Here is a 24,992-nt window from a genome sequence, read left to right on the forward strand (position 1 = left end):
GAGGGTAGGCACGGGGCCCCGGAGGTGGTGCACTTCGTCACGACCCTGTGACTGGAGGTCACAGTGCATCGCGAACGGAGTCAGCGTGAGTCGTAGGACAAGAGTGATGGCTGCCGCGGTGTCGGCGTCGGCGGTGCTGTGTGCGGTGATGGTGCCCACGACGGCCTCGGGGGCCGCGGTGCCCGCCGCGCTCCCCGGGCCGCTGGACGGCATCACCCAGCTCCCCCTGACCGGGCCGGACGGCCAGCGGAGCGACTTCCAGCCGGCGGGCCTGGACCCGGACCGGCTGGTGACCGTGATGCTGGAGGTGGCGGGTGAACCGGTCGCCGGAGCACAGGCGCAGGCGCTGGACGCCGGCGGCGAGCTGCCGGACAGCCAGCGTGCGGCCCTGCGGTCGTGGTTGGAGCGTCGCCAGGCGCCGATCCGCGAGGCCGTCGAAGAGCTCGACGGCCGTGTGCTCGCGGCGATGCAGGACGCCTACAACGGCGTCAAGGCCAGCCTGCCGCACTCGGCCCTCAGCCGGGTGGCCGCCCTGCCGGACGTCGTCGCGGTCCACGCGGTGCCCACCGTCGAGCGCACGAACGACGACTCGGTGCCGTTCCTCGACATCCCCCAGGAGGTCTGGGAGGACCTGGGCGCGACCGGCGAGGGGGTCACCGTGGGGATCATCGACAGCGGCATCGACTACACCCACGCCGCCTTCGGCGGTCCGGGGACGGCCGAAGCCTACGCGGCGAACGACCCCGCGGTGGTCGAGGAGGGGACGTTCCCGACCGCCAAGGTCGTGGGCGGCCACGACTTCGTGGGGGACGCCTACGACCCGGGCGCCGGACCGACCGACCCTGCGTCCGTCCCCGCGCCGGATCCCGACCCGCTCGACTGCGACGGTCACGGGACCCACGTCGCCGGCACCGCCGCCGGCATGGGCGTGCTGACCGACGGCTCGACCTACACCGGGCCCTACGACGCCTCGACGCACGACGTCGACTTCGAGGTGGGGCCGGGCGTGGCGCCGCAGGCGCTGCTGTACGCGCTGAAGGTCTTCGGCTGCGAGGGCGGGACCGACGTGGTCGCCGAGGCCGTCGACTGGGCGGTGGCGCACGACCTCGACGTCATCAACCTCAGCCTCGGCTCGGACTTCAGCGCGCTGGGCGACGCGGGGGTCGCGGCGATCGACAACGCCGCCCGCGCGGGCACGGTGCCGGTGCTGGCGGCCGGCAACTCGGGCGACATCACCTACATCGTCGGGTCCCCGGGCACGGCGGAGCGTGCGCTGAGCGTCGCCGCGCTGGACACCGTCGCGAGCTACCCGGCCGCGCTCCTGACGGCGGGCGACACCGAGCTGCAGCTCCAGGTGTCCAACGCGGTCGACATCCCCGATCCCGCCACCGGTCCGCTCGTCGTGCTCGACGACGACCCGGCGACGCCGGCGGACGAGTCGCTCGGCTGCGCCGCGGCCGACTACGCCGACCTCGAGGACGGTGCGGTGGTCGTGACGGTCCGCGGCGTCTGCCCGCGCGTCGACCGGGCGATCCTCGGGCAGGAGGCCGGTGCCGCTGCCGTCGTCATGGTCAACGACTCCGGGCTGCCGCCGATCGAGGGTCCGATCGCGGGCGTCACGATCCCGTTCCTGGGCGCCACGCCGGAGCAGGGTGAGCAGCTCGCCGCGCTGGACGGCGAGCAGGCCACCGTCACGGCCAGCGACCCGCTGCCGAACCCCGGCTTCCGGCGGTCCGCCGGCTTCTCCTCCGCCGGTCCCGCCCTGACCGGCGACACCGCCAAGCCCGACGTGGCGGCGCCCGGTGTGTCCATCGTCTCGGCGGCCGTGGGGACCGGGACCGGCGGCCGGACGTCCTCGGGGACCTCGATGGCCTCCCCCACGTCGCGGGGGTCGCCGCACTGCTGCGCGAGGCCCGGCCCGGGCTGGAGGTCGACGCGCTCAAGGCAGCGATCATCACCACGGCCGACCCCGAGGGCACGGCGGGCTACAGCGCCCTGCGCCTCGGCGCCGGCCTGGTCGACGCCGACCAGGCGATCCGCACCCCCGTGGTGGCCCTCGGCGACGAGGGGACGGCGAGCCTGTCCTTCGGCTTCAGGGAGTCCGAGCGCACGGTGACCGAGCGCAGGACGGTCACCCTGCGCAACACCGGGCCCGATCCGCTGACCTTCGCCGCCTCCGTCGAGGCGAGCAGCGAGCCCGACGGGGTCACCGAGGTGTCCGTCAAGCCGGCGTCGGTGACCGTGCCGGCACTCCGGGAGGTCCAGGTCGAGGTGACGGTGACGGTCCGGCCGTCCCCCGACCTGCCCGCCGACGGGCTGCAGGCCGCGTCCGGGACGGTGGTCTTCACCCCCGTCCTCGGCCCGGACTCCGGTGCGGTGACCCTGCGCGTCCCCTACCTCCTGGTGCACCGGGCGACGTCGGACCTGAAGACCCATCCCGGGGCCGTGCGGGTCCCGCGGGACGGCACGGCCGAGCTCACCACCCAGAACCGCTCGCGCGTCCCGGGGACCGCGGACGTGTACGCCTGGGGGTTCCAGGACGCCCGGGGCGACGACGTGCTGACCGGGGGCCGGGCCCCCGACATCCGGGCCGTCGGCGTCCAGGCGTTCCCGGACGTCGCACCGTTCCCGGACGAGCCGGAGGCGCAGGGGCTCGGCGTGTTCGCCATCAACAGCCACCAGCGTCTGGGCAGCGCGTCCACCGCCGAGTACGACGTCTTCGTCGACCCGGACGAGAACGGCACCGCCGACTTTCTCGTCGTCGGGCTGGACCTCGGGCTCCTCACCGTCGGCGCGTTCACGGGCCAGTTCGCGGCGGTCACGGTGGACCTCAGCAGCGGAGAGGCCATCCGGGCCCTGCCGGCGACCGGCGGCATCAACTCGGCCACCGTCACGCTGCCCTTCGTCCTGAGCGACGTGGGGCTGAGCGCGGCGAACCCGGACTTCCTCTACGACGCGGCGACCACCACGTTCGTCAGCGGCGGGCTGGACGAGACCGAGGGCCGGGCGGCGTTCGACGCCTTCGACCCGCCGGTCGGGACCGGGCAGCTCCTCGAGCTGCCCGGTCGCGGCCGGGTCGACTGGACCGCGACGGTGGACGCCGAGCAGCTGGGGAGCACGCCGGTGCTGGGCTGGATGGTCGTCAACCAGCAGGACCCCACGGGTAGTGAGCAGGCCGACCTGATCCCGCTCCGGGGGCCGCGACGCTGAGCCCACCCGCACCCCGACACCGCCCGGTCCCGCACTCGGGGGCCGGGCGGCGTCGTGCCCGGGCGGCGTCGTGCCCGGGCGGCGCGCCGGTGGCTCGGTCCGCGGGCCGGTCAGAGGTCGGGCGAGCCCGCCGCCCCGTCCGCCTCGCAGAGGAACGGCGCGTGGTGCTCGCTCGCGTGGTACCGGAAGTTCGAGCCGCCCGCGCCGAGCACGATGAGCGTCCCGTCGATGATCGCCTGGGTGTAGAGCACTCCGGGTTCGGGGCAGCCGAGCGAGCCGTCCGGCCAGGTGACCTCCTCCACGCGGACGACGGACACCTCCTCGGCCGGGACGCCGAGGTGCGCGGCCAGGTCGAGGACCGCCGCCGCGGTGAGGTCGTCGGGCGCCGGCTGCTGCGTGGACGACGGCGGGTCGGGCCTGTCGGGGAGCGGGAGCTGCGTGGGGGTCGGGCGAGGGGCCGTGGTGGACGGCTCCGGGTCCTCGGTCGGACCGGACGGCCCGGGCTCGCCGCTCGCGTCGGGCGCGCTCCCCTCCGAGCCGCCGGGCGCGTCCGGGTCCGCAGTGGTCCCCGCGCAGCCGCTGACCACGAGAGCCACCGCCAGCACCACCACCCCGCGCGTCGACCGGCGCATCGTCGTCCGCCCCTCTCTGCCCGGCGCCGCGCGCCCGGAGTCCTGGTGTGTCCTGACCCGACAACGAGCGGCGTCGCCGATTCGTCCCGTCCGGGACAGCCGTGCACCCAGCCTCCGTCCCGGGCGAGGGACCGCCCGGGGCGACGGACCAGCCGCCACGGGGCTCGTCCCCGTGCCGCGGCGATGTCAGCGGCGCGCGGCGGGCCTACGCTGCGCGGGTGGTCAAGAAGTCACGTGCTGCACCGACCGGCACCCCGGCGCTCGCCGCCCTCGAGGCCGCCGGCGTCCCGCACACCGCCCACCCCTACGAGCACGACCCGGCGAGCGACGTCGGCTACGGGCTCGAGGCCGCCCAGGTGCTCGGCGTGCCCCCCGAGCAGGTCTTCAAGACCCTCATGACGTCCGTCGACGGCGTCCTGACGGTCGCGGTCGTCCCCGTCACCGGGATGCTCGACCTCAAGGCGCTCGCCCACGCGGTCGGCGGCAAGCGCGCGGTCATGGCCGACGGGGCGGTCGCGGAGCGGGTCACCGGGTACGTGCTCGGCGGCATCTCCCCGCTCGGGCAGCGCACCCGGCACCCCACCGTCCTCGACGAGACCGCCGAGCTGTGGGACACCGTCTTCGTCTCCGGTGGCCGGCGTGGGCTCGACGTCGAGGTGGCCCCGGCCGACCTCGTCGCGCTCACCGGGGCCGTCCTCGCCCCCATCGCGCGGGACTGACGTGGCCACCACCGGCCGGGGCACCGCCGAGGGCGACGGCGGCGACGCCACGGGCGTCCGGGAGCGGCTCGTCGCCGTCCACGAGCGCCTGCTGACCGCGGAGGACGACGCCGGCCGCCCCGCGGGGTCCGTGCGCCTGCTGCTCGCCACCAAGACCGTCGACGTCGCGGGGGTTCGGGCAGCGCTCGCGGTGGCACCCGGGCTCGGCGGGCGACGCGTCGTCGTCGGCGAGAACCGGGTGCAGGAGCTCGTCGCCAAGGCCCCCGACCTGTCCGACGTCACCGACGAGCTGCACCTCATCGGCCACCTGCAGTCCAACAAGGTCAACGCCGCGCTGCGCTGGGCGACGTGCGTGCAGAGCGTGGACACGCTCGACCTCGCGCGGCGTCTCGACCTCCGCGCGGCGGCCGCGGGACGACGGCTGGACGTCCTCGTGCAGGTCAACGTCTCGGGCGAGGACTCGAAGTACGGCGTCGCGCCCGACGACGCCGTCGAGCTCGCGCTGGCGGTCGCGGCGCTGGAGGGACTGCGGCTGCGCGGTCTCATGACGATCGGCGCCCGCTCCCCCGACGACGCCGTCGTCCGGGCCGGCTTCGCGCGGCTGCGCGAGCTGCGGGACGCGGTTCTCGCCTCGGGCGCGCCCGGCACGGCGGACGCCACGGAGCTGTCGATGGGCATGAGCGGTGACCTCGAGGTCGCCGTCGCCGAGGGGTCGACGACGGTCCGCGTCGGCACCGCCGTCTTCGGCGGCCGCCCGCCCCTCCTGACCCTGCCGGCCGCCCGCCACCCCGTCGAGTGCGACGTTCTCCACCCTTCGTGGCGCGCCAACGGTGGAGAACGTCGCACTCGGCATGTCGGGCGTCAAGGACGCTTGACAGGTCCGGCGTGGTTCGGCACGCTGGTGCCGGGTCGAGGTGTCAAGGCTCCTTGACCCCGCCGCTCCGCGTGACCGGGGCGGACGTCCCACACCCGACCATCGACGGAGGTACGCGTGGAGAGCACCCTGGACGGCCTGCAGGCCCTCGACGTCCCACCCGTGACGCTGGCCGTGCTCGTCACCCTGACGCTCGCGCTCGTGCTCGTCGACCCCGTCGTCGGGCGCCGCGACCACCGGACCCTGGTGCGCCGCATCGCCGCCGACCCGGCACGCGCCGAGGGCGCCCGCCTGCACCTGTACCGCCGGTGGATCGTGCTGAGCTGGGGCTGGGCCGTCGCCGCCCTCGCCGGGGTCACGCTCCTCCCCGGCGTGGGGCCGGCCGACCTCGGGGTGCGCCTGCCCGACGGCGCCCAGGTCGCCGACCGGGCACGCGACACCGGCGCCTCGCTCATCGGCGGCGAGGGCATGTGGACCGTCCTGGGCGTGCTCGTCGGCGTCGCCGTCGCGGCCGGCGTCCTGGGCGCCCTGGCCCGCCGCGCCGAGCGACGCCTCGCACCGGACGACCCCCAGGTCCTGGCGGCACCCGCCGTCGCCCCCATGCTCCCCACCACGCCACGGGGACGGCGAGCCTGGACGGCGGTCTCGGTCACCGCGGGGATCACCGAGGAGGTCACCTACCGGGGCCTGCTCGTCCTGACCCTCGCGCTGGTGGCGCCCGAGACCCCTGCCTGGGTCGTCGTCGGGCTGGCCGCGGTCCTGTTCGGTGTCGCGCACCTGTACCAGGGGCCGGCGGGCGTTCTCGCGACCGGTGTGGTCGGGGCCGTGTTCGCCTCGATCTACCTCGCGACCGGCAGCCTGCTGGTCCCGATCGTGCTGCACGTCCTCATCGACGTGGCCGCGCTCGCCCAGGCCCCCGCCCCGCGCCCGGGGCCGCCACGGACGACGACGTCCCGGCCGCGCGGCGATGAGGAACGAGATCCGCCGGCTCCGCGAGGAGGCCGGGCTCTCCCAGGGGGCGCTGGGCACCGCGCTCGGTGTCTCCCGGCAGACCGTCAACTCGCTCGAGACCGGCAGGTACGACCCGTCCCTGCCCCTGGCGTTCACCATCGCGCGCTACTTCGGCGCCACCATCGAGGAGATCTTCCATGCCGACGACCACGCCGACGACCATGCCGACGTCTGACGCCCGCACCGCCCGCCTGTTCTGGTGGGGCGCCGTCCTGGCCGGGCTCGCCGGCATCACGGCGCTGGCGGCGTACACGGCCGCCCAGGGCGAGCGCGACACCGCCGCGGGCCAGCTCACCGGCGGGCTGCTCGTGCTGGGTCTGCTCGCACTGGCCCGCGTGCGCAGCGCGCGACGCGGCGCCGAGGCGGCGACGGCGTCCCGCGTCATGGGCGGCCAGCCGGACGAGCGCGACAGCCAGGTCCTGCTGCGCGCGGCCGCGATGGTGGGGAGCGCCGCCTTCGCCGTCGCGCCGATGGCGCTCGTCGCGAGCCTCGTGGGCGTCGACGCCGAGACGCTGCTGACCGTCCTGCCCTGGGTGTTCATCACCGTCGGCGTGGTGTCGTTCGTCGTCATCGACCGCCGCAGCTGAGCGCGCCTACGGCACCCGGGCCGTCCACTCCGGCGTGCCGAACTTCGTGGCGACCAGCTCCTCGGCGCGCGCGACCTCCTCGGGACGCAGGGCGCCGTCGACGCATCCGTACCGCGCGCGGAAATGGGCGTCGAACGCCGCGATGACCTCGGCGCGGGACCGACCGGTCTGCGAGCGCACCGGGTCCACCCGCTTGGCGGCGCTGCGGGTGCCCTTGTCGGACAGCTTCTCCCGGCCCACCCGCAGGACCCGGGTCATCTTCTCGGCGTCGATGTCGTAGGCCATCGTCACGTGGTGCAGGACGCCGCCCCCGACCACGCGCTTCTGCGCGGCCCCGGCGATCTTCCCGGCCGGGGACGCGATGTCGTTGAGGCCGGAGTACGACGCCCGCACGCCGACGTCGGCCAGCGCACCGATCACCCAGTCGTCGAGGAAGGCGTACGACTGCTCGAACGTCAGCCCGTCCACCAGGGACGCGGGCACGACGAGCGAGAACGTGATGCAGTTCCCGGCCTCCATGAACATCGCGCCGCCGCCGGAGATGCGGCGCACGACGTCGATGCCGAGCTCGCCGGCCGCCTCGAGGTCGACCTCGTTGCGCAGCGACTGGAACGAGCCGATGATCACCGCCGGCTCGACCCACTCCCAGAACCGCAGGGTGGGGCCGCGCCGCCCCGCGGCGAGCTCCTCGAGGAGCACCTGGTCGAGCGCGGCGTTCACCGCGGGCGCCCGGGGTACGTCCTCGTGGATCACCTCGAACGTGTGGTCGTGCCACCCGGTCGCCCGGCCGACCGCTCGCCGGACCGCCACGGCGACCGACTCGGGCGTGAAACCCACCAGGGTGTCGATGGGTCGCAGCGCGGCCTTCACCGCGGCGGTGAGGTCCGCGACGCTCGCGTCCTCGGGCCGGCCTGTGAGCGCGGCGTCGATGCGGCTCAGGGCGTCGTCGGGCTCGAGGAAGAAGTCCCCGCTCACCGCGACTCGCCCCAGTGACCCGTCCGTCACCTCGACGTCGACCGCCACGAGCTTGCCGCCGGGCACCTTGTACTCGCCCCGCAGGACGCCGTCGCCAGTCACGGGGTCATCGTAGGTCGGGCTGCCCCGACGCCCGGACGACGACGCCCGGACGACCCGGCGGTCAGGACCGGCGCTCGACCCCTGCCTTCAGCAGCCCGTAGACCACCGAGTCCACGAGGGCCTCCCACGACGCCTCGATGACGTTCGGCCCCACGCCCACGGTCCGCCACGTCGTCTCCGCACCCAGGTCCATGGTCTCCACGAGCACGCGCGTGACGGCGTCGGTGCCGTGCATCGTGTCCATGATGCGCACCTTGAAGTCGATGAGCTCGAACCGCTCGATCTGCGGGTAGCAGCCGACGAGCGCCTGGCGCAGCGCGTGGTCGAGCGCGTTGACCGGGCCGTTGCCCTCCCCGGTCGCCACGACCCGCTGACCGCCCGCGGTGAGCTTGACGGTGGCCTCGGCGTTCGCCTCGTGCGGGGCGCCGGGCATCGTCTCGACGATGACCCGCCACGACTCGACGTCGAAGTACGCGAGCCGCTCGCCGTCGACCTCCTCGCGCAGCAGCAGCTCGAAGGACGCGTCGGCGGCGTCGAACGTGTACCCCTCAGCCTCCGAGCGCTTGACCCGGTCCGTCACACGGCTGAGCAGGTCGGCCTGGCCCTCGAGCTCGAAGCCGAGCTCACGGCCCTTGAGCTCGATCGACGCCCGCCCGGCCATGTCGGAGATGAGCATCCGCATGTCGTTGCCGACGAGGGTCGGGTCGATGTGCTGGTAGAGGTCCGGGTCGACCTTGATGGCGGACGCGTGCAGCCCGGCCTTGTGCGCGAACGCGCTCGCGCCGATGTACGGCTGGCGGGCGAACGGGCTGATGTTGGTGATCTCGCTGATCGCGTGCGCGATGCGGGTCGCGTCCCGCAGGGCGCCCCCGGCGAGCAGGGTGCGGTTCGCCTTGAGCTCGAGGTTCGCCACGACCGCGATGAGGTCGGCGTTGCCGGTGCGCTCGCCGTAGCCGTTGACGGTGCCCTGCACGTGGTCGGCGCCGGCAGCGACCGCCGCGAGGGAGTTCGCGACCGCGCACCCCGAGTCGTTGTGCGCGTGGATACCGAGCCGGCCGACCGGCCCGACGGCGCCGCGCACCGCGGTGACCACGGCGTGGACGTCGTCGGGCAGCATGCCGCCGTTGGTGTCGCACAGCGTCGCGACCTCCGCCCCGGCCTCGAAGGCTGCCCGGACGGCGTCCACCGCGTAGGTCGGGTCGAACCGGTAGCCGTCGAAGAAGTGCTCGGCGTCGAGCACGACCCGGCGACCCTCGGCGACGAGGAACGCGACGGTGTCGGCGATCATCGCGAGGTTCTCCTCGCCCGTGGTGCGCAGTGCGCGCTGCACGTGGCGGATGTCGCTCTTGGCGACGAGCGTCACGACGGGGGCCTGCGCGTCCAGCAGGGCCCGGACCTGCGGGTCCGCCGAGGCCTGCAGCCCGGGCTTGCGGGTCGCGCCGAACGCCGCGAGCTGGGCGTTGCGCAGCCGCAGCTCGGTCGCCGCGCGGGCGAAGAACTCGGTGTCCTTGGGGATCGCGCCCGGCCACCCGCCCTCGATGAAGCCGACCCCGAGATCGTCGAGCAGCGGCGCGATCGCGAGCTTGTCGGCGACGGAGAGGTTCATGCCCTCCTGCTGCGCACCATCGCGCAGGGTCGTGTCGTAGACGTGGAACGCCGTGGTCGGCGCGCTGAGGTCGGTCACGTGGCATCTCCGTGGTGACTGGTGGGCGGCGCCGGCCGGGGTGCGGGCGGGGGTGGTGCCCGACGGCGGTCGACGGGTGCCGGACGGGGTGGTGCCCGGCAACAAAAAGACCCCCGGGGTGCGGAGGGTCTGCGCGTTCGGCGGGTGGGCCGAACGCGCTAGGCGATGAGGAGCGGGTGCTGCATGCCGTCATCATGGCACACCGTCCGGCACGTGAGAACGACGTCCAGCATGCGACCAGCGGTCCCGTGCGCACCCGGACGTCGGCCGCCCGGGTGCGCACGCCGGTCAGATCAGCCGGTGCATCCAGCCGTGCGGGTCGGCGGCACGGCCGTACTGGATGTCGGTGAGCTGCGCACGGATGCTCGTGGTGACCGCTCCGGACGTCCCGTCTCCCACCGTGAGGTCGAAGTCGGCGCCGGCGAGCCGTCCGATCGGGGTGATGACCGCGGCGGTGCCGCACGCGAACACCTCCGCGACGGACCCGTCCGTCAGCCCGGCGGTGACCTCGGCGAGCGGGATCCGCCGCTCGGTGACCTCGTGGCCGGCGTCGGCCAGCAGGCGCAGGATCGACGACCGGGTGACACCCTCGAGGATCGTGCCGGTCAGCTCGGGCGTGGACACCCGGCCGTCGGCGTGCACGACGAAGACGTTCATGCCGCCGAGCTCCTCCAGGGTCGTGTTCGTCGCCGCGTCGAGGAAGCACACCTGGTCGAAGCCCTGGGCGTGCGCGACCTGCTGGGGCAGCAGGCTGCCCGCGTAGTTGCCACCGAACTTCGCCGCGCCCGTGCCGCCGGTGCCGGCGCGGTGGAAGTCCTGCGCGACCCAGATCGACACCGGCGTGACCCCGCCGGCGAAGTACGGGCCGACCGGCGAGGCGATGACGAGGAACTCCGCCTCGAGCGAGGGCCGGACGCCGAGGAAGCGCTCGGAGGCGAACATGAAGGGCCGCAGGTACAGGCTCATCTCCTCCCCGACGGCACCCACGCGGAGTCGGTGCGCACGAGCGCGGTGATGGCGGCGAGGAAGTCCTCTGCGGGCAGCTCGGGCAACGCGATGCGCCGCGCGGACGCCGCGAACCGGTCGGCGTTGGCCCACGGGCGGAAGGTCCACACCGAGCCGTCGTCGTGCCGGTAGGCCTTGAGCCCCTCGAAGATCTCCTGGCCGTAGTGCAGGACGGCGGCCGCGGGGTCGAGCTGGAGCGGTCCGTACGGCTCGACCCGACGGTCGTGCCAGCCGTCACCGGCGGTCCAGGTGGCGCGGGCCAGGTGGTCGGTGAAGACGGTCCCGAAGCGCGGCTGGGCGAGCGCGGCCTCGCGCTCGGCCTCGGGCAGCGGGGACGGGTGCGGCTGGATCGTGTACGCGGCCTCGGCGTCGGAGACGCTCGTCGTCGCGTGGACGGGGGTGATCATGGTGCGGGGGCCTTTCACCTGGTGGTCGGACTGACGGTACCGGTGGTGACGGCCGAGGACGGTGCGGGGATCGCCCCGGGGGCGCAGGTCAGCCGGCGACGCGCGCGGCGAGGTCGCGACCCACCTCGGCCGTCGACCGTACTCGCCCACCCCGCTCGACCAGGTCCGCCGCGACCGCCGCCTCCACGCGACGGGCCTCGTCGGCGAGGCCCAGGTGGTCGAGCATGAGCGCGACCGACAGGACGGTCGCGGTCGGGTCGGCCTTGCCCTGACCGGCGATGTCCGGCGCGGAGCCGTGCACCGGCTCGAACATCGACGGCGCGACGTGCGCGCCGGACGCGTCGGTGTCCGGGTTGATGTTCGCCGACGCGGCGAGCCCGATGCCGCCGGTGATGGCCGCGGCGAGGTCGGTGAGGATGTCGCCGAACAGGTTGTCGGTGACGATCACGTCGAACCGCGACGGGTTGGTGACCATGAAGATCGTCGCGGCGTCGACGTGCAGGTAGTCGACCGTGACGTCCGGGAAGTCGGCGTTGACGGCCTCGACGGTCCGGCGCCACAGGTGCCCGGCGTGCACGAGCACGTTGTGCTTGTGCACGAGCGTGAGCTTCTTGCGGGGCGTGCGGCGGCCCGCGCGAAGGCGTCCCGGACGACGCGCTCGACGCCGAACGCGGTGTTGACGCTCACCTCGTTGGCGATCTCGGCGGGGGTCCCCACGCGCAGGGCGCCGCCGTTACCGACGTACGGGCCCTCGGTGCCCTCGCGGACCACGACGAAGTCGACCTCGCCCGGGTCGGCGAGCGGCGACGTGACGCCGGGGTACAGCCGCCCCGGGCGCAGGTTGACGTAGTGGTCCAGCGTGAAGCGCAGCTTGAGCAGCAGGCCGCGCTCGAGGACGCCGGACGGCACCTGCGGGTCGCCGATCGCGCCGAGCAGGATCGCGTCGTGGGCCCGGATCGCCTCGAGGTCGGCGTCGGTGAGGGTGTCACCCGTCGCGTGCCAGCGGCGCGCTCCCAGGTCGAACTCGCGGGTGGCGACGGTGACGTCGCTCCCGGCGATGGCGGCGTCCAAGACCTGCAGGCCCTGCTCGACGACCTCCGTGCCGATCCCGTCGCCGGCGATCACTGCAAGTTCGAGCGTGCGCGTCATGCCACCGACCCTAGCCAGCGGTTCCAGACTGCGGGACGCCCGTCTCAGGCTTCGGTCAGTCGCCGGTGACCGCGGCGCGGGCCCGGCGCTGCGGCGGGTAGCGGACCTCGAACCGCTCGAGCACGACCGGTGTGTCGCCGTCGACCGTCCGGCCCGACGGCGCGGCCACCCGGCGCAGGTACCGCTCGTGCTCGACCCGCCACGACGCGAGCGAGCGGTCGTCCTCGCCCTCGCCCTCGAGCCGGGCGTGCTCGGCGTCGACGTCGGCGAACCGGACCACGCTCACGGCCGTGGTGCGCACCAGGGCGCGCGGGTGCCCGCGCCCGTCGACGACGATCGACAGGTCACCCGGCTCCGGCGTGGGCACGCCGGCGTCGGTGAGCTCCCACAGCGCCGTGGACGTCGCGGTCTTCGTCCCGGCGAGCACGAGGTCGAGCAGCGCGTCGGCGAGCCGGGGCGAGTCCCCGAACGCCCACGCGGGCGGCGGCACGCTCGCCCCGGCCCCGGTCCCGACCACCGCGGACAGCCGGCCGAGACCCGCCCGCCCGCGGGCGAGCTCCCAGAACGCCGCGATCTCGTCGCCGTCGGGGACCGGGACCGGCGCGTCGTCCGGTGCCTGCCCGGTGCGGTGCCGTTCGTGCGAGGCGGCGTCGTCCGCGGGGCCGTGTGCGCTCGTCATGCCCCCATGATCCCCGACCACCGGACCGCGGTGGCACGTCGGACGCCGCGACGCGCGCGCCGCGGCGGCGTCCGCGACACACTGGGGCGCACACCCCGGGAGGTGACGATGAGCGTCGACCACGACGAGCGGGCGCACCCCGGCGCGCACGCCGACTCCCCGGCGCAGATCCCGCCGCGCGGCTGGCGGCAGGTCACGGTCCGGGCGTTGCGACGGTCGTTCGAGGACCGCGTCCCGCTCATCGCCGCGGGCGTGGCGTTCTTCGGCTTCCTCGCGCTGTTCCCCTCGCTCATCGCCGTCGTCGCGCTCTACGGGCTGGTCAGCACCCCGGCGCAGCTCGGCGTGCAGGTGGAGGCGCTGTCGGCCACGCTCCCGGCCGAGGCCTCCGAGCTGGTGGCCACCCAGATGGAGACGCTGGTGCGCAGCGACCAGCAGGGGCTCGGCATCGCGCTCATCGTGTCGCTGCTCGTCGCGCTGTGGTCCGCCTTCGTCGGCATGGACCACCTGCTCACCTCGGTGAACCTCGTGTACGAGGAGCGGGAGCGCTCGGGCTTCCTCAAGCGGCGCGGGCTGGCGCTGGTGTTCACGCTCGGCACCGTCGTCGTGTTCTTCGTCCTGCTGGCGCTCGTCGCGGTGTTCCCCGCGGTGGTCGACGGCGGGGTCCTGCTCGGCCTGGGCCGGTGGGTGCTGGTGTCGGGGGTGTTCGCGCTGTCCCTCGGGGTGATCTACCGCTACGCCCCGGACCGCCGCGAGCCGCGGGTGGGCTGGGTGACGGTCGGTGCGGTCGTGGCGACCGGCTTCTGGCTCGTCGCGTCGGGCCTGTTCTCGCTCTACGTCGCCGAGTTCGACCGGTACGCCCGGATGTACGGGGCCCTGGCGGGCGTCGTCGTCCTGCTCGTGTGGATGTGGCTGTCGTGCGTGGCGATCCTGCTGGGGGCGGAGATCAACGCCGAGGCCGAGCACCAGACCGACGCCGACTCCACCGTCGGGCCGGACCTCCCCCGCGGCGAGCGCGAGGCCGTCAAGGCCGACGAGGCCATCGGCCGCCCCTCCCTGACATGCCGAGTGCGACGTCCTCCACCGTTCCGCTCACGCGAAGGGTGGAGGACGTCGCACTCGACGGGGTGGTCCAGCCCCGTCCGGGCGGGCGGACCGGTGGGGTCAGCGGCCGGCGCTGCCCTCGACGTAGTCGGAGTCGGACGGCTTGACCCAGGCGAACATCTTGCGCAGGTCGCGGCCGGTCGCCTCGATCGGGTGCGCCTCGCCCTTCGCGCGCAGCTCGGCGAACTCCTTGCCGCCGTTGTCCTGGTCGGTGATGAACCGGTCGGCGAACGCGCCGGACTGGATGTCGGCCAGGACGGCCTTCATGTTCTCCTTGACGCTCGGGTCGATGACCCGCGGCCCGGAGACGTAGTCGCCGTACTCGGCGGTGTCCGAGACGCTCCAGCGCTGCTTGGCGATGCCGCCCTCGACCATGAGGTCGACGATGAGCTTGAGCTCGTGCAGCACCTCGAAGTACGCGACCTCGGGCTGGTAGCCGGCCTCGGTCAGCGTCTCGAAGCCGTACTGGACGAGCTGCGAGGCACCGCCGCACAGCACCGCCTGCTCGCCGAAGAGGTCCGTCTCGGTCTCCTCGGTGAACGTCGTCTTGATGCCGGCGGCCCGCAGGCCGCCGATCGCCTTCGCGTAGGACAGCGCGAGGTCCCAGGCGGAGCCGGACGCGTCCTGCTCGACGGCGACGATGACCGGCACGCCGCGGCCGTCGACGAACTCGCGGCGGACGAGGTGACCCGGGCCCTTGGGGGCGACCATGACGACGTCGACGCCCTCGGGCGCGGTGATGTAGCCGAAGCGGATGTTGAAGCCGTGCCCGAAGACGAGGGCGGCGCCGTCGGCGAGGTTGGGGGCGATCTCGTCGCGGTACACGTGCCGCTGGACCTGGTCGGGGGCCAGCACGACGACGACGTCGGCCTCCTTGGTCGCCTCGGCGACGGTCAGGACGCGCAGGCCCTCGTTCTCCGCCTTCGTGCGCGACGAGCTGCCCTCACGCAGGCCGACGCGGACGTCGACCCCGGAGTCGCGCAGGTTCAGCGCGTGGGCGTGGCCCTGGCTGCCGTAACCGATCACGGCGACCTTGCGCCCGGCGATGATGGACAGGTCGGCGTCGTCGTCGTAGAACAGCTCTGCCACGGTGGATCTCCTCGGTTGTCGTACTGCTGGCTTGCGTAGGGACGGTGGGACGGTCAGGCGGAGCGGGTCACGCGCTCCAGTGCCCGGTCGGTGATCGAGCGCGAGCCGCGCCCGATCGCCACAGTGCCGGACTGCACGATCTCGCGGACGCCGAACGGGTCGAGCGCCGCGAGCAGCGCCGCGAGCTTGTCGGGGCTGCCGGTCGCCTCGATGGTGACGGCGTCCGGGACGACGTCGACCACGCGGGCGCGAAACAGCTCGACGACCTCGAGCACGTGGCTGCGCTGGGCGAGGTCCGCGCGGACCTTGACCAGCAGCAGCTCGCGCTGCACGGACGCCTGCGGCTCGAGCTCGACGATCTTGAGCACGTGGATGAGCTTGTTCAGCTGCTTCGTCACCTGCTCGAGCGGGAGCTCGTCGACCTCGACCACGACGGTGATCCGGGAGATCTCCTCGTGCTCGGTCGGGCCGACGGCGAGCGAGTGGATGTTGAACGACCGGCGGGCGAAGAGGCCGGCCACGCGCGTGAGCACGCCGGGCTTGTTCTCCACCAGCACCGAGAGCGTGTGCCTGCTGCTCATGCTGCACCCTTTCCGGGGAGGTCTGCGGTTGCGTCGGGCCGTGCGTCGGGGACGCCGGGGTGGTGGTGCGGTGCGGGCCGAGGCGGCGCACTACTCCTCCCGGTCCCAGGCCGGGCTGATGCCGCGGGCGTACTGGATCTCGTCGTTGGAGACGCCCGCGGCGACCATCGGCCACACCATCGCGTCCCGCGAGACCGTGAAGTCGACCACCACGGGGCGGTCGTCGATCTCCATCGCCCGCTTGATCGTGGCGTCGACGTCGGCCTTCGTCTCGCAGCGCAGGCCCACGCAGCCGTAGGCGTCGGCGAGCTTGACGAAGTCCGGCACGCGCACGGTGCCGTGGCCCGTGTGCAGGTCGGTGTTGGAGTAGCGCGACTCGTAGAACAGGGTCTGCCACTGGCGGACCATGCCGAGCGAGGAGTTGTTGACCACCGCGACCTTGATCGGGATCTCGTTGATCGTGCAGGTCGCGAGCTCCTGGTTGGTCATCTGGAAGCAGCCGTCGCCGTCGATCGCCCAGACGGTCCGGTCGGGCTGGCCCACCTTGGCGCCCATCGCGGCGGGCACGGAGTACCCCATGGTCCCGAGCCCCCGGAGTTGAGCCAGGAGTTCGGGCGCTCGTAACGGATGAACTGCGCGGCCCACATCTGGTGCTGACCGACGCCGGACACGAAGATCGACTCCGGCCCGGAGATCTCGCCGATCCGCTGGATGACGTGCTGCGGCGCGAGGTGGCCGTCGTCCGGCTCGTCGTAGCCGAGCGGGAAGGTCTCGCGCCAGTCGTCGATCTGGCGCCACCAGCCCTCGAGGTCCGGCAGGCCGTGCTGGGCGTGCTCGCGCTCGAGCTCGGGCAGCAGGTCGGCGAGGACCTCGCGCAGGTCACCGACGATCGGCACGTCCACGTGCCGGTTCTTGCCGATCTCGGCCGGGTCGACGTCGGCGTGCACGACGGCGGCGTGCGGGGCGAAGCTCGCGAGCTTGCCGGTCACGCGGTCGTCGAAGCGGGCGCCGAGGGCGACGATGAGGTCGGCCTTCTGCAGCGCCGCGACGGCGGCGACCGTCCCGTGCATGCCCGGCATGCCGAGGTTCTGCGGGTGGGAGTCCGGCAGCGCACCGCGCGCCATGAGGGTGGTGACCGCGGGCGCGCCGCTCGCGTTGACCAGGCGCAGGAGCTCGGCCGACGCGCCGGAGCGGATCGCCCCGCCACCGACGTAGAGCACCGGACGACGCGCCGTGGCGAGCAGCCGGGCGGCCTCGCGGATCTGCTTCGCGTGCGGCTTGGTGACCGGGTGGTAGCCGGGCAGGCGCAGGTCCTGCGGCCACGAGAACGTCGTCCCGGCCTGCATCGCCGACTTCGCGATGTCCACCAGCACCGGCCCGGGGCGTCCGGTCGAGGCGATGTGGAAGGCCTCGGCGATGGTCCGCGGGATGTCGTCCGGGTCCGTGACGAGGAAGTTGTGCTTCGTGATCGGCAGCGTGATGCCGACGATGTCGGCCTCCTGGAACGCGTCCGTGCCGATCATCGCCGCGCCGACCTGGCCGGTGATCGCGACCATCGGGATCGAGTCCATGTTGGCGTCCGCGATGGGCGTCACCAGGTTCGTCGCACCCGGCCCGGACGTCGCCATGCAGACGCCGACCCGGCCGGTCGCGTGGGCGTACCCGGAGGCGGCGTGGCCGGCGCCCTGCTCGTGCCGCACCAGGATGTGCCGCAGCCGCTCGGAGGCCATGAGCGGGTCGTACGTCGGCAGGATCGCGCCACCGGGGATGCCGAAGACGACGTCGACCCCCGCCTCCTCGAGCGAGCGGACGATGGACTGCGCACCGGTGACCGCGTGCGGGGCGACGGTGGCGGCGCTCGGTACGGGCGAGAGGCGGCCCGCGTTGCCGTTGGCCGCCTGGGGGGCAGCCGGGCGCGGCGCGCTCGGAGTGGGCATGCTGGCGGCGCCGCTGGTGCGCGGTGGCGCCGGGTGGTGACCCTGGACCATCGGTCTCTCCTGGCTGTCGGTGCGGTACTGCTCGGGCGCCCGGTGAGCTCACCTCGCCGGGCGGTGGCACAAAAACCCCTCGGGCCCGGGAGCGAGCCGTGTCGAGGGGGAGCGCGCAGACGGACCGTGCGAGGGGCCTCTAGCCTGCGCGCTCGGGAAGTACGACGACGATCATCTGCACGCCTCGCACCCTACGCCGCCCCTCGGCAGGTGTCACGTCGACCCCCGGCCGTCTCGCATCGTGGTTCACGAGTCCGGCTTCTGGACCGGTGCGTCGGCCGGCCCACTCTCGAGGACGGTCCGCAGCCACCGGACGCCGTGCGCCGGGAGGGTCAGTCCCTCACGCAGCCCGACCCGCTCCCCGGTCACCAGGTCGAGCGCCTCGAGCGGCATGCCGGAGAGGGTGAGGGCGTCGACGCCCTGCGGCTCGTCGGCGACGTTCGCCAGGCACAGCACGACGGTGGCCCGGCCGTCCGGGTCCTCACCCGGTCGCTGGTACCCCAGGACGTGCGGGTTGCGGGCGTCGAAGCCGACGAGTCGGTTCCCGGCCAGCTCCGGCGTGGTGCGGCGCACGTCGAGCAGCCGGCGCAGGCGGGCGTGGAGGCGCCCGGAGTCGGTCGAGGGGTCCAGACGCCGGCGGTACGCCTCGGCCGGGTAGTGCGGGCGGTTCACCCATCGGCTGTCCTCGGCGTGCCCGGGCTCGTCGACGTAGCCGAGGTCGTTGAGCTGCCCGACCTCGTCGCCGAGGTAGAGCAGCGGGATGCCCCCGGTCGAGAGCACGATGGAGTGAGCCAGGACGATGCGGTCCACCGCCCCGGGGTCCCCCGCCTCCAGGCCGGCCAAGGACGCCGTCGTCCCGGCGATCCGGCAGTCCCCGGTGCGGGGGTTGTCCTGGAAGGGCACGCCCCGCGCGAACGACCCCGGGAACCTGTCGACGTAGAACCGGTTGAGGAACCGCCGGTGCTCGTACCCGTCGATGCCGAGCTCGGCGGCGTCCTCGTCGGCGAAGGTCCATCCGATGTCGTCATGGCTGCGGACGTAGTTCACCCACGCGGTCCCCGGCGGCAGCGTGTGGCGACGCTCCAGCGCCTGCTGCAGCAGGCGGGCGTCCCGGGTGGCCAGCGAGCTCCAGATCAGCGCCATCTGGAGCGGGTTGTACGACAGCTGGCACTCCTGCGGCGAGATGTACCCGATCACCTCGTCCGGGTGCACGATCGCCTCGGACTTGAACAGCACGGCGGGCGCAGCGATGCGGCACACCGCGTTGAAGGCCTGGATCAGCGCGTGGGCCTGCGGCAGCGACTCGCAGGACGTGCCGAGCTGCTTCCAGATGAAGGCGACCGCGTCCATCCGCAGGATGTCGACGCCCCGGTTGGCGAGGAAGAGCATCTCGCCCGCCATCGCCCGGAACACGGCGGGGTTGGTGTAGTTGAGGTCCCACTGGAAGGAGTGGAAGGTCGCCCAGACCCATCGCTCGCCGTGGCCGTCCGGGGTCGGGATCGGGACGAAGGCGCCGGGGTGGTCGTCGGGGAAGATCTCCCGGACGGTGCGCTCGTAGGCGTCCGGCATCGTCCGGTCGGGGAAGATCCAGTAGAAGTCCTCGTACTCGGGCTCGCCCGCCTGGGCCCGGCGAGCCCAGGCGTGCTCGTCCGACGTGTGGTTGAAGATGAAGTCCAGCACGAGGGCGATGCCCTGCGAGCGCAGGTCGGCCGCGAGCGCGGTGAGCCCCTCCATGTCGCCCAGCGCCGGGTTCACCGCGCGGTAGCTCGAGACGGCGTAGCCGCCGTCGGAGTTCTGCGCCGGCGCCTCGAACAAGGGCATGAGGTGCAGGTACGTCAGCCCGAGCTCCCGGAAGTACGGGATCTGGGCCCGCACGCCGTCGAGGTCGCCGGCGTACCGGTCGACGTAGAGCACCCCGCCGACCATCTCGTTGGACTCGAACCAGGAGGGGTCGGCCTCACGGGCCGCATCGAGCTCCTGCAGGTCGGCGGGGCGCTCCTGCCAACTCGTCGCGAGCTGTCCGGCGAGGAGTGCGAGCTCGGCGTCGGTGCGCTCCCCGGCCCCGTAGATCTCGCCGAACAGGCGCTGCAGCCGACCGATCTCGCGGTCGAACCGGGCGAGCAGCGTGGCCCACTGCTCGTCCGTGGTACCCGGTGCGCGGGCGGCGGCGACGGCGGCCGCCACCGCGGGGCTCGCCGCGTCGGTCGCGCGGTGCTGAGGGGTGCCCATGGTGTCCGTGGCCTCCGGGATCGGTCGTGCGTGTGGTGTCGGCCCCCAGCCCGGGGGCTAGGTGGTCGCGCGGTGGATCCGCGCCTCCCAGGGGCGCAGTGGTGCGTCGGCGCCCGGGGTGCCCGGGGTGCCCGGGAGGTTGCCCAGGAGGAGCTCGGCCGCCGCCCACGCGCCGGCGTCGGGCAGGTCGACGTCCTGCTCCTCACCGGAGACGTTGACCAGGACGAGCAGCGACGTGCCGCCGAGCGTGCGGGTGAACGCGTACACCTGCTCGTGCTCGGGCAGCAGCATGGTGAAGTCGCCCAGGGCCACCGCAGGCTCGGTGTGCCGCAGGGCGATGAGGCGGCGGTAGTGGGCCAGCACGGAGCGGTCGTCGCCGGCCTGGGCGGCGGCGTTGATGTCGGTGTGGTTGGGGTTGACGTCGATCCACGGCCGGCCGGTCGTGAACCCGGCGTTCGGGCCGTCGTCCCACTGCACCGGCGTCCGGGCGTTGTCCCGGCTCATCGCCGCGAGGGATGCGAGCACCTCCTCCTCGGTGGCCCACCCGTACCGCAGTGCCTCGGCGTGGTGGTTGAGCGACTCGATGTCCCGGTACTGGTCGATCCGCGTGAAGCCGGCGTTCGTCATGCCGAGCTCCTCGCCCTGGTAGACGTACGGCGTCCCGCGGTGCAGGTGCAGCAGCGTCGCGAGGGCGGTCGCGGAGTCGCGCCGGTGGTCGCCGTCGTCCCCGAATCGGGACACCACGCGCGGCTGGTCGTGGTTGTTCCAGTAGAGGCTGTTCCACCCCACCTCGGCCAGGCCCGCCTGCCAGCGCCCGAACGACGCCTTGAGGTCGGTGAGCCGCAGCGGGCGCACGTCCCACTTCGACGCCCCGTGGTCCAGCCCCACGTGCTCGAACGTGAACACCATGTCGACCTCGGCGCGCGCCGGGTCGGTGAACCTGACAGCCTGCTCGACGGTCGCGCCGGGCATCTCCCCCACGGTCAGCAGCCGCTCCGGGCGCCCGGCGAAGACCTCGCGGTGCATCTCGGCGAGGAACTCGTGCAGGCGCGGGCCGTACCCGTAGTGCGGGTGGCCGTCACCGTGGACCTTGCCGTCCGGCACGACGCCGTCGGGCAGGGCGGGGTCCTTGGAGATGAAGTTGATGACGTCCATCCGGAACCCGTCGACCCCCGGTCGAGCCACCACCGCATCATCGCGTGCACCGCGGACCGGACCTCGGGGTTCTCCCAGTTGAGGTCGGGCTGCTTGCGGGAGAACAGGTGCAGGTAGTACTCGCCGGTCGCGGGGTCCAGGTCCCAGGCCGGCCCGGAGAACGCCGAGCCCCAGTTGTTCGGCTCCGCACCGGGCGCCCCGGCCTCCATGCCGTCGCGCGGCGGACGCCACCAGTACCAGTCGCGCTTGGGGTTGTCGGTCGAGCTGCGGCTCTCGACGAACCACGGGTGCTCGTCCGACGTGTGGTTGACGACGAGGTCCATGACGAGCTTCATGCCGCGTGCGTGGACGGCGCCGATGAGGGCGTCCATGTCCGCCAGCGTGCCGAACGTCGGGTCGATGTCGTGGTAGTCGCTGATGTCGTACCCGTTGTCGTCCTGCGGGGACCGGTACACCGGCGAGAGCCAGACGACGTCGACCCCGAGTCGCTCGAGGTGGTCCAGGTGCGCGGTGATGCCGCCGAGGTCGCCGACGCCGTCACCGTCGGAGTCGGCGAAGCTGCGCGGGTAGATCTGGTAGACGACGGCGCTCGTCCACCACGGCGGGCCGTCCGGCCAGCCCCCGCGGGTGCGGAGGTCTGGCCGGACGTCGTCGGGTCGGTCACTTGATGGCTCCTCGGGTGACGCCGGAGATGACCCAGCGCTGGGCGATGACGTAGACGATCAGCAGCGGCGCCATCGCCATGAGGTAGGAGGCGAAGGCGACGGTGTAGTTGGTGGTGAACTGGCTCTGGAACACGTACTGCACGAGCGGCAGGGTCGCCCCCGTGGGTCGGAGACGATGACGAGCGGAAGCAGGAAGTCGTTCCACGCCCACAGGCAGGTGAGGATGCCGACGGTCGCGTTCATCGGCGCGAGCAGCGGGAAGATGATCTTCCAGAACACCGTCCAGGTGCTCGCGCCGTCCACGATCGCCGCCTCCTCGAGCTCGCGCGGGATGGAGTTGATGTAGGCGGTGAAGATGAAGATGTTGAAGGACAGCCCGTACACGACGTAGAGCAGGATCAGCCCGAGCTGGTTGTCCATGCCGAGGATCGCCGTCTGCTTCGCGACCGGCAGCATGAGGATCGGGAACGGCACGAACAGGGCCGAGACGAAGTAGAAGAACAGCCCCTTGAACAGCCGCCGGTGCATGTTGCGGGCGATCGCGTAGGCGACCATCGAGTTGGTCAGCAGGGTCAGGACGACCGCTCCGACCGTGATGATCGCGCTGTTGAGGGCGCTGCGCGGGAAGTCGGTCAGCCGCCACGCCTCGGCGAAGTTGCCCCACGCGAACTCGGTCGGGAACGCGAACCCGGTGCCGCCGAGCTGGTCCTGGGTCTTGAGCGCGGTGACGACCGTGAAGTACAGCGGGATGAAGATCGTCAGGGACAGGACGATCAGCAGCGCGGTGAGCCACCAGTTGACGCGGAACTCCTCGCGCGGCTCGCGGCGGCGGCGGCTGCGTCCGGTCGGGCGTCCGGGCAGGTCGGGGCCGTCGGGGTCACGGCCGTGGGCGGCGCGGGGAGGTGCCGCGATGGTGTTCGCACCGCTGGTCGGGATGGTGGACATCAGACCTCGACCTCCCTGCGCTGCAGGACTCGGAGTTGGAACACCGCGAACGCCATGATGACGATCATGAAGATCACGGCGTTGGCGAGCTGGTAGCCGTACTCGCCGCCCTGGAAGCCGCCGCGGTAGATGAGCACGCCGACGGACTCCGTCGACGTCCCCGGACCGCCGTTGGTCAGGGCGATGATGTGGTCGAAGACCTGCAGGAAGGTCTTCAGCGCGAGCACCATGTTGATGGTGAAGAAGCCCGCGATCATGGGGAACGTGATGCTGCGGAACTGCCGCCAGGGGCTGGCGCCGTCCAGCGACGCCGCCTCGTAGAGCTCACCGGGCACGGTCTGCAGCCCGGCGAGGTAGATGATGATGTTGAAGGCGGTTGCCTGCCACACCGCGAGGACGAGGATCCCGACCCAGGCGAGCTGCGGGTCGGCGAGGATCGACGACGAGAGCCGGTCGATTCCCAGGTTGGTCGCGATGACCGGCAGCGCCCCGGAGAACAGGTACTGGAACACGTATCCGACGACGAGGACCGCGAGCACGTTGGGGATGAAGTAGACGCCCCGCAGCGTGTTCTTGAACTTGATCTTGCCGTTGAGCCCGAGCGCGATCGCCAGCGCCAACGCGTTCACCAGGATCGTGGCGACGATCGCGAACCGGAACGTGAACCCGTAGGCGGAGATCACTCGCGGGTCGGTGAACAGGGCGAGGTAGTTCGACAGCCCGACGAAGCTCCAGTCTCCGTAGCCCGGTGAGTCGGTGAAGCTGAAGAAGATGCCCTGCAGCACCGGGACGGTGTGGAACACCAGGAACAGCAGGAACGCCGGCAGCACCATCCAGTAGAAGGCGCGCGGGATCCGGTTGCGGTCCGGCCGGTGCTCACGGCGCTGCTCGTCGACGGTGGACGGTCCGGCCGGGGGCGGGTCGCGGTGGCCATCAGGACTCCACCGCCCCGAGGCCCCAGTCGCGCCGCTGGGCGACCCGGTCCCAGCTGTCGTCGAGCGAGGTGAGGAAGGCGTCGGCGTCCTCGTCGATGAGGAGCTGCTGCAGCAGTGGCCCGAGCGGGATGGCCGGGATGAACTGATGGTCGTCGAATCCCACGAGCCGGTCCTCCTCGATGTACTCCCGGATGCCGGCGAGCGCCGGGTCTTCGTTGGTCAGGCCCTCGAGCGTGGGGATCGCCACCTGCGCCTCGGCGTACTCCTGGACGATCTCGGGCTGCATGAGGAAGTCGATGAAGCGCTGCGACTCCTCGGGGTGCGCGCCACCGGCCCCCGCGGTGATGAGCACGTCGACGCCCGAGACCAGCCGGGTGTCCGCGGGGTCGTTCGTCGCGGGGAGCGCGAACGAGCCCACGGTGAAGTCCGGCTCGAAGCTGCGGATCTGCGGGATCGCGTAGCTGCCGAGCAGCAGCATCGCGGACTCGCCGTTCGCGAAGGCCACCGTTCCCTCCTGGTAGCCGAACGCCGCGGGGTCGTCCTGGGTGTACTCGAACAGCTCGAGCTCCTTCTCCGCGGCCTCCCGCCAGCCCTCGGCGAACGTCGTCTCCCCGGCGAACCGCTCCTCGAAGAATCCTTCGGGAGCGGTCTGCGCGGTGAGCGGCGCGAGCGGCGACTGCGCGGTCCAGGGATCGGCCAGCATCGCGTAGAACGGCGTGATGCCGGCCGCCTCGAACGTCTCGGCCGCGGCGATGAGCTCGTCCCACGTCTGCGGCACCTCGACGCCCTGCTCCTCGAAGAGCTCGACGTTGTACAGGACGCCGCTGGCGTTGGCGGCGAACGGGATGCCGTTGACGGCTCCCGGCTCGCTGGCGCCGAGCGCCTGCACGATCTCGATGTACCCCTGCGTGACGTCGTCGAGGACCGGGTCGCCGGAGAAGTCCACGAAGACTCCCGCGGACGCGAGCTCGCCGAACGTCGCGTTGCCGTTGAGCGTGAGCACGTCCGGGACGTCGTTCTTCACCAGGCGGGTCCGCAGGGCGGTCTCCGGGTCGGGGACGTTGTCCACGATGACGTCGATGTCCGGGTTCTGGGCCTCGAAGCGCGCCGTGACGTCTTCGAAGAAGTCGACCGCCTCCGGCTTGAACTGGAAGAAGGTGATCTCGGTCCGCCCGCTGCCCGGGCCGCCGGCGCAGCCGGCGACCATCGCTGCGACGGCGGTGACCGTGGCGATGCACGCAGCTCTGCGTGATCGGGGTCGTGCCATGAC

At 72.9% G+C, this 24,992-nt stretch carries 15 protein-coding genes and 7 pseudogenes; 8 read left to right on the forward strand and 14 right to left on the reverse strand.

Annotation, left to right across the window (positions count from 1 at the left end; genetic code table 11):
• The first annotated feature begins 106 nt into the window (after positions 1-106).
• Together REH70_RS12925 and REH70_RS12930 are read left to right on the forward strand one after the other, a co-directional pair.
• On the forward strand, positions 107-2,116 hold the full coding sequence (locus REH70_RS12925; protein WP_310747699.1) for a S8 family serine peptidase: 2,010 nt from the start codon (positions 107-109) through the stop codon (positions 2,114-2,116).
• Positions 2,047-3,210 (forward strand): hypothetical protein, encoded by a 1,164-nt coding sequence (locus tag REH70_RS12930; protein WP_310747701.1) that lies wholly within the window; start codon positions 2,047-2,049, stop codon positions 3,208-3,210. Before REH70_RS12925 ends, REH70_RS12930 begins: the two co-directional genes overlap by 70 nt.
• Before the next feature lie 110 nt (positions 3,211-3,320).
• On the opposite strand, the gene REH70_RS12935 is transcribed toward REH70_RS12930, so the two are convergent.
• Complete coding sequence (locus REH70_RS12935; protein WP_310747703.1) at positions 3,321-3,806, reverse strand: hypothetical protein; 486 nt, start codon at positions 3,804-3,806, stop codon at positions 3,321-3,323.
• Positions 3,807-4,060: 254 nt separating this feature from the next.
• On the opposite strand from REH70_RS12935, the gene ybaK reads away from it, so the two are divergent.
• The 5 genes and pseudogenes from ybaK (at position 4,061) to REH70_RS12955 (ending at position 7,033) form a co-directional block, all read left to right on the forward strand.
• Positions 4,061-4,561, forward strand: a complete 501-nt coding sequence (gene ybaK / locus REH70_RS12940; RefSeq protein ID WP_310747704.1) for a Cys-tRNA(Pro) deacylase — start codon at positions 4,061-4,063, stop codon at positions 4,559-4,561.
• A 1-nt stretch (position 4,562) separates the two neighbouring features.
• Positions 4,563-5,492 (forward strand): YggS family pyridoxal phosphate-dependent enzyme, encoded by a 930-nt coding sequence (locus REH70_RS12945; RefSeq protein WP_310747705.1) that lies wholly within the window; start codon positions 4,563-4,565, stop codon positions 5,490-5,492.
• Between the two features lie 543 nt (positions 5,493-6,035).
• Positions 6,036-6,320: pseudogene (locus REH70_RS20720) on the forward strand (CPBP family intramembrane glutamic endopeptidase); the annotation flags it as partial.
• Between the two features lie 82 nt (positions 6,321-6,402).
• Positions 6,403-6,621 (forward strand): helix-turn-helix transcriptional regulator, encoded by a 219-nt coding sequence (locus REH70_RS12950; RefSeq protein ID WP_310747707.1) that lies wholly within the window; start codon positions 6,403-6,405, stop codon positions 6,619-6,621.
• Positions 6,584-7,033, forward strand: a complete 450-nt coding sequence (locus REH70_RS12955; protein WP_310747709.1) for a hypothetical protein — start codon at positions 6,584-6,586, stop codon at positions 7,031-7,033. The genes REH70_RS12950 and REH70_RS12955 overlap by 38 nt, the downstream gene beginning before the upstream one ends.
• A gap of 6 nt (positions 7,034-7,039) precedes the next feature.
• On the opposite strand, the gene REH70_RS12960 is transcribed toward REH70_RS12955, so the two are convergent.
• The 5 genes and pseudogenes from REH70_RS12960 to REH70_RS12980 form a co-directional block, all read right to left on the reverse strand.
• Positions 7,040-8,092: a biotin/lipoate A/B protein ligase family protein gene (locus tag REH70_RS12960; RefSeq protein WP_310754288.1), complete on the reverse strand. Its 1,053-nt coding sequence runs from the start codon at positions 8,090-8,092 to the stop codon at positions 7,040-7,042.
• 79 nt (positions 8,093-8,171) lie between these two features.
• Positions 8,172-9,794 (reverse strand): citramalate synthase, encoded by a 1,623-nt coding sequence (gene cimA / locus REH70_RS12965; RefSeq protein ID WP_310747711.1) that lies wholly within the window; start codon positions 9,792-9,794, stop codon positions 8,172-8,174.
• 288 nt (positions 9,795-10,082) lie between these two features.
• Positions 10,083-11,206, reverse strand: a pseudogene (locus REH70_RS12970) (branched-chain amino acid aminotransferase).
• A gap of 88 nt (positions 11,207-11,294) precedes the next feature.
• Positions 11,295-12,355 (reverse strand): annotated as a pseudogene (locus tag REH70_RS12975) (3-isopropylmalate dehydrogenase).
• A 55-nt stretch (positions 12,356-12,410) separates the two neighbouring features.
• Entirely contained in the window at positions 12,411-13,034 is a 624-nt protein-coding gene (locus tag REH70_RS12980; RefSeq protein WP_310747713.1) for an ASCH domain-containing protein, read from the reverse strand.
• Between the two features lie 108 nt (positions 13,035-13,142).
• Here REH70_RS12980 and REH70_RS20725 point away from each other — a divergent pair.
• Positions 13,143-13,940 (forward strand): annotated as a pseudogene (locus REH70_RS20725) (YihY/virulence factor BrkB family protein); the annotation flags it as partial.
• A gap of 255 nt (positions 13,941-14,195) precedes the next feature.
• Here the strand turns inward: REH70_RS20725 and ilvC are convergent.
• From ilvC to REH70_RS13025, 8 genes and pseudogenes are all read right to left on the reverse strand, one after another.
• Entirely contained in the window at positions 14,196-15,224 is a 1,029-nt protein-coding gene (ilvC, locus tag REH70_RS12990; RefSeq protein WP_310747717.1) for a ketol-acid reductoisomerase, read from the reverse strand.
• 53 nt (positions 15,225-15,277) lie between these two features.
• On the reverse strand, positions 15,278-15,805 hold the full coding sequence (gene ilvN / locus REH70_RS12995; RefSeq protein WP_310747720.1) for an acetolactate synthase small subunit: 528 nt from the start codon (positions 15,803-15,805) through the stop codon (positions 15,278-15,280).
• Positions 15,806-15,895: 90 nt separating this feature from the next.
• Positions 15,896-17,793: pseudogene (locus REH70_RS13000) on the reverse strand (acetolactate synthase large subunit).
• Between the two features lie 246 nt (positions 17,794-18,039).
• Positions 18,040-20,022 carry an amylosucrase gene (locus REH70_RS13005; protein ID WP_310747723.1) on the reverse strand — a complete coding sequence of 661 codons (1,983 nt, stop codon included), beginning with the start codon at positions 20,020-20,022 and terminating at the stop codon, positions 18,040-18,042.
• A 57-nt stretch (positions 20,023-20,079) separates the two neighbouring features.
• Positions 20,080-21,749, reverse strand: a pseudogene (locus REH70_RS13010) (alpha-glucosidase).
• A gap of 88 nt (positions 21,750-21,837) precedes the next feature.
• Positions 21,838-22,787: pseudogene (locus REH70_RS13015) on the reverse strand (carbohydrate ABC transporter permease).
• Positions 22,787-23,620 (reverse strand): sugar ABC transporter permease, encoded by an 834-nt coding sequence (locus REH70_RS13020; protein WP_310747729.1) that lies wholly within the window; start codon positions 23,618-23,620, stop codon positions 22,787-22,789. The pseudogene REH70_RS13015 and the gene REH70_RS13020 overlap by 1 nt, the downstream one beginning before the upstream one ends.
• 100 nt (positions 23,621-23,720) lie before the next feature.
• Entirely contained in the window at positions 23,721-24,989 is a 1,269-nt protein-coding gene (locus REH70_RS13025) for an extracellular solute-binding protein (RefSeq protein WP_310747731.1), read from the reverse strand.
• Between the last annotated feature and the right edge of the window lie 3 nt (positions 24,990-24,992).

The organism is Cellulomonas sp. ATA003 (assembly GCF_031582905.1).
Lineage (GTDB): Bacteria > Actinomycetota > Actinomycetes > Actinomycetales > Cellulomonadaceae > Pengzhenrongella.

Excerpts from the sequence above, each read along its gene's own strand:
- REH70_RS12925 (WP_310747699.1), top strand. The coding sequence starts at position 107 with ATGGCTGCCGCGGTGTCGGCGTCGGCGGTGCTGTGTGCGGTGATGGTG.
- REH70_RS12955 (WP_310747709.1), top strand. The coding sequence starts at position 6,584 with ATGCCGACGACCACGCCGACGACCATGCCGACGTCTGACGCCCGCACC.
- ilvN (WP_310747720.1), bottom strand. The coding sequence starts at position 15,805 with ATGAGCAGCAGGCACACGCTCTCGGTGCTGGTGGAGAACAAGCCCGGC.
- REH70_RS12950 (WP_310747707.1), top strand. The coding sequence starts at position 6,403 with ATGAGGAACGAGATCCGCCGGCTCCGCGAGGAGGCCGGGCTCTCCCAG.
- REH70_RS12980 (WP_310747713.1), bottom strand. The coding sequence starts at position 13,034 with ATGACGAGCGCACACGGCCCCGCGGACGACGCCGCCTCGCACGAACGG.
- REH70_RS13020 (WP_310747729.1), bottom strand. The coding sequence starts at position 23,620 with ATGGTGCTGCCGGCGTTCCTGCTGTTCCTGGTGTTCCACACCGTCCCG.
- REH70_RS13025 (WP_310747731.1), bottom strand. The coding sequence starts at position 24,989 with ATGGCACGACCCCGATCACGCAGAGCTGCGTGCATCGCCACGGTCACC.
- REH70_RS13005 (WP_310747723.1), bottom strand. The coding sequence starts at position 20,022 with ATGGGCACCCCTCAGCACCGCGCGACCGACGCGGCGAGCCCCGCGGTG.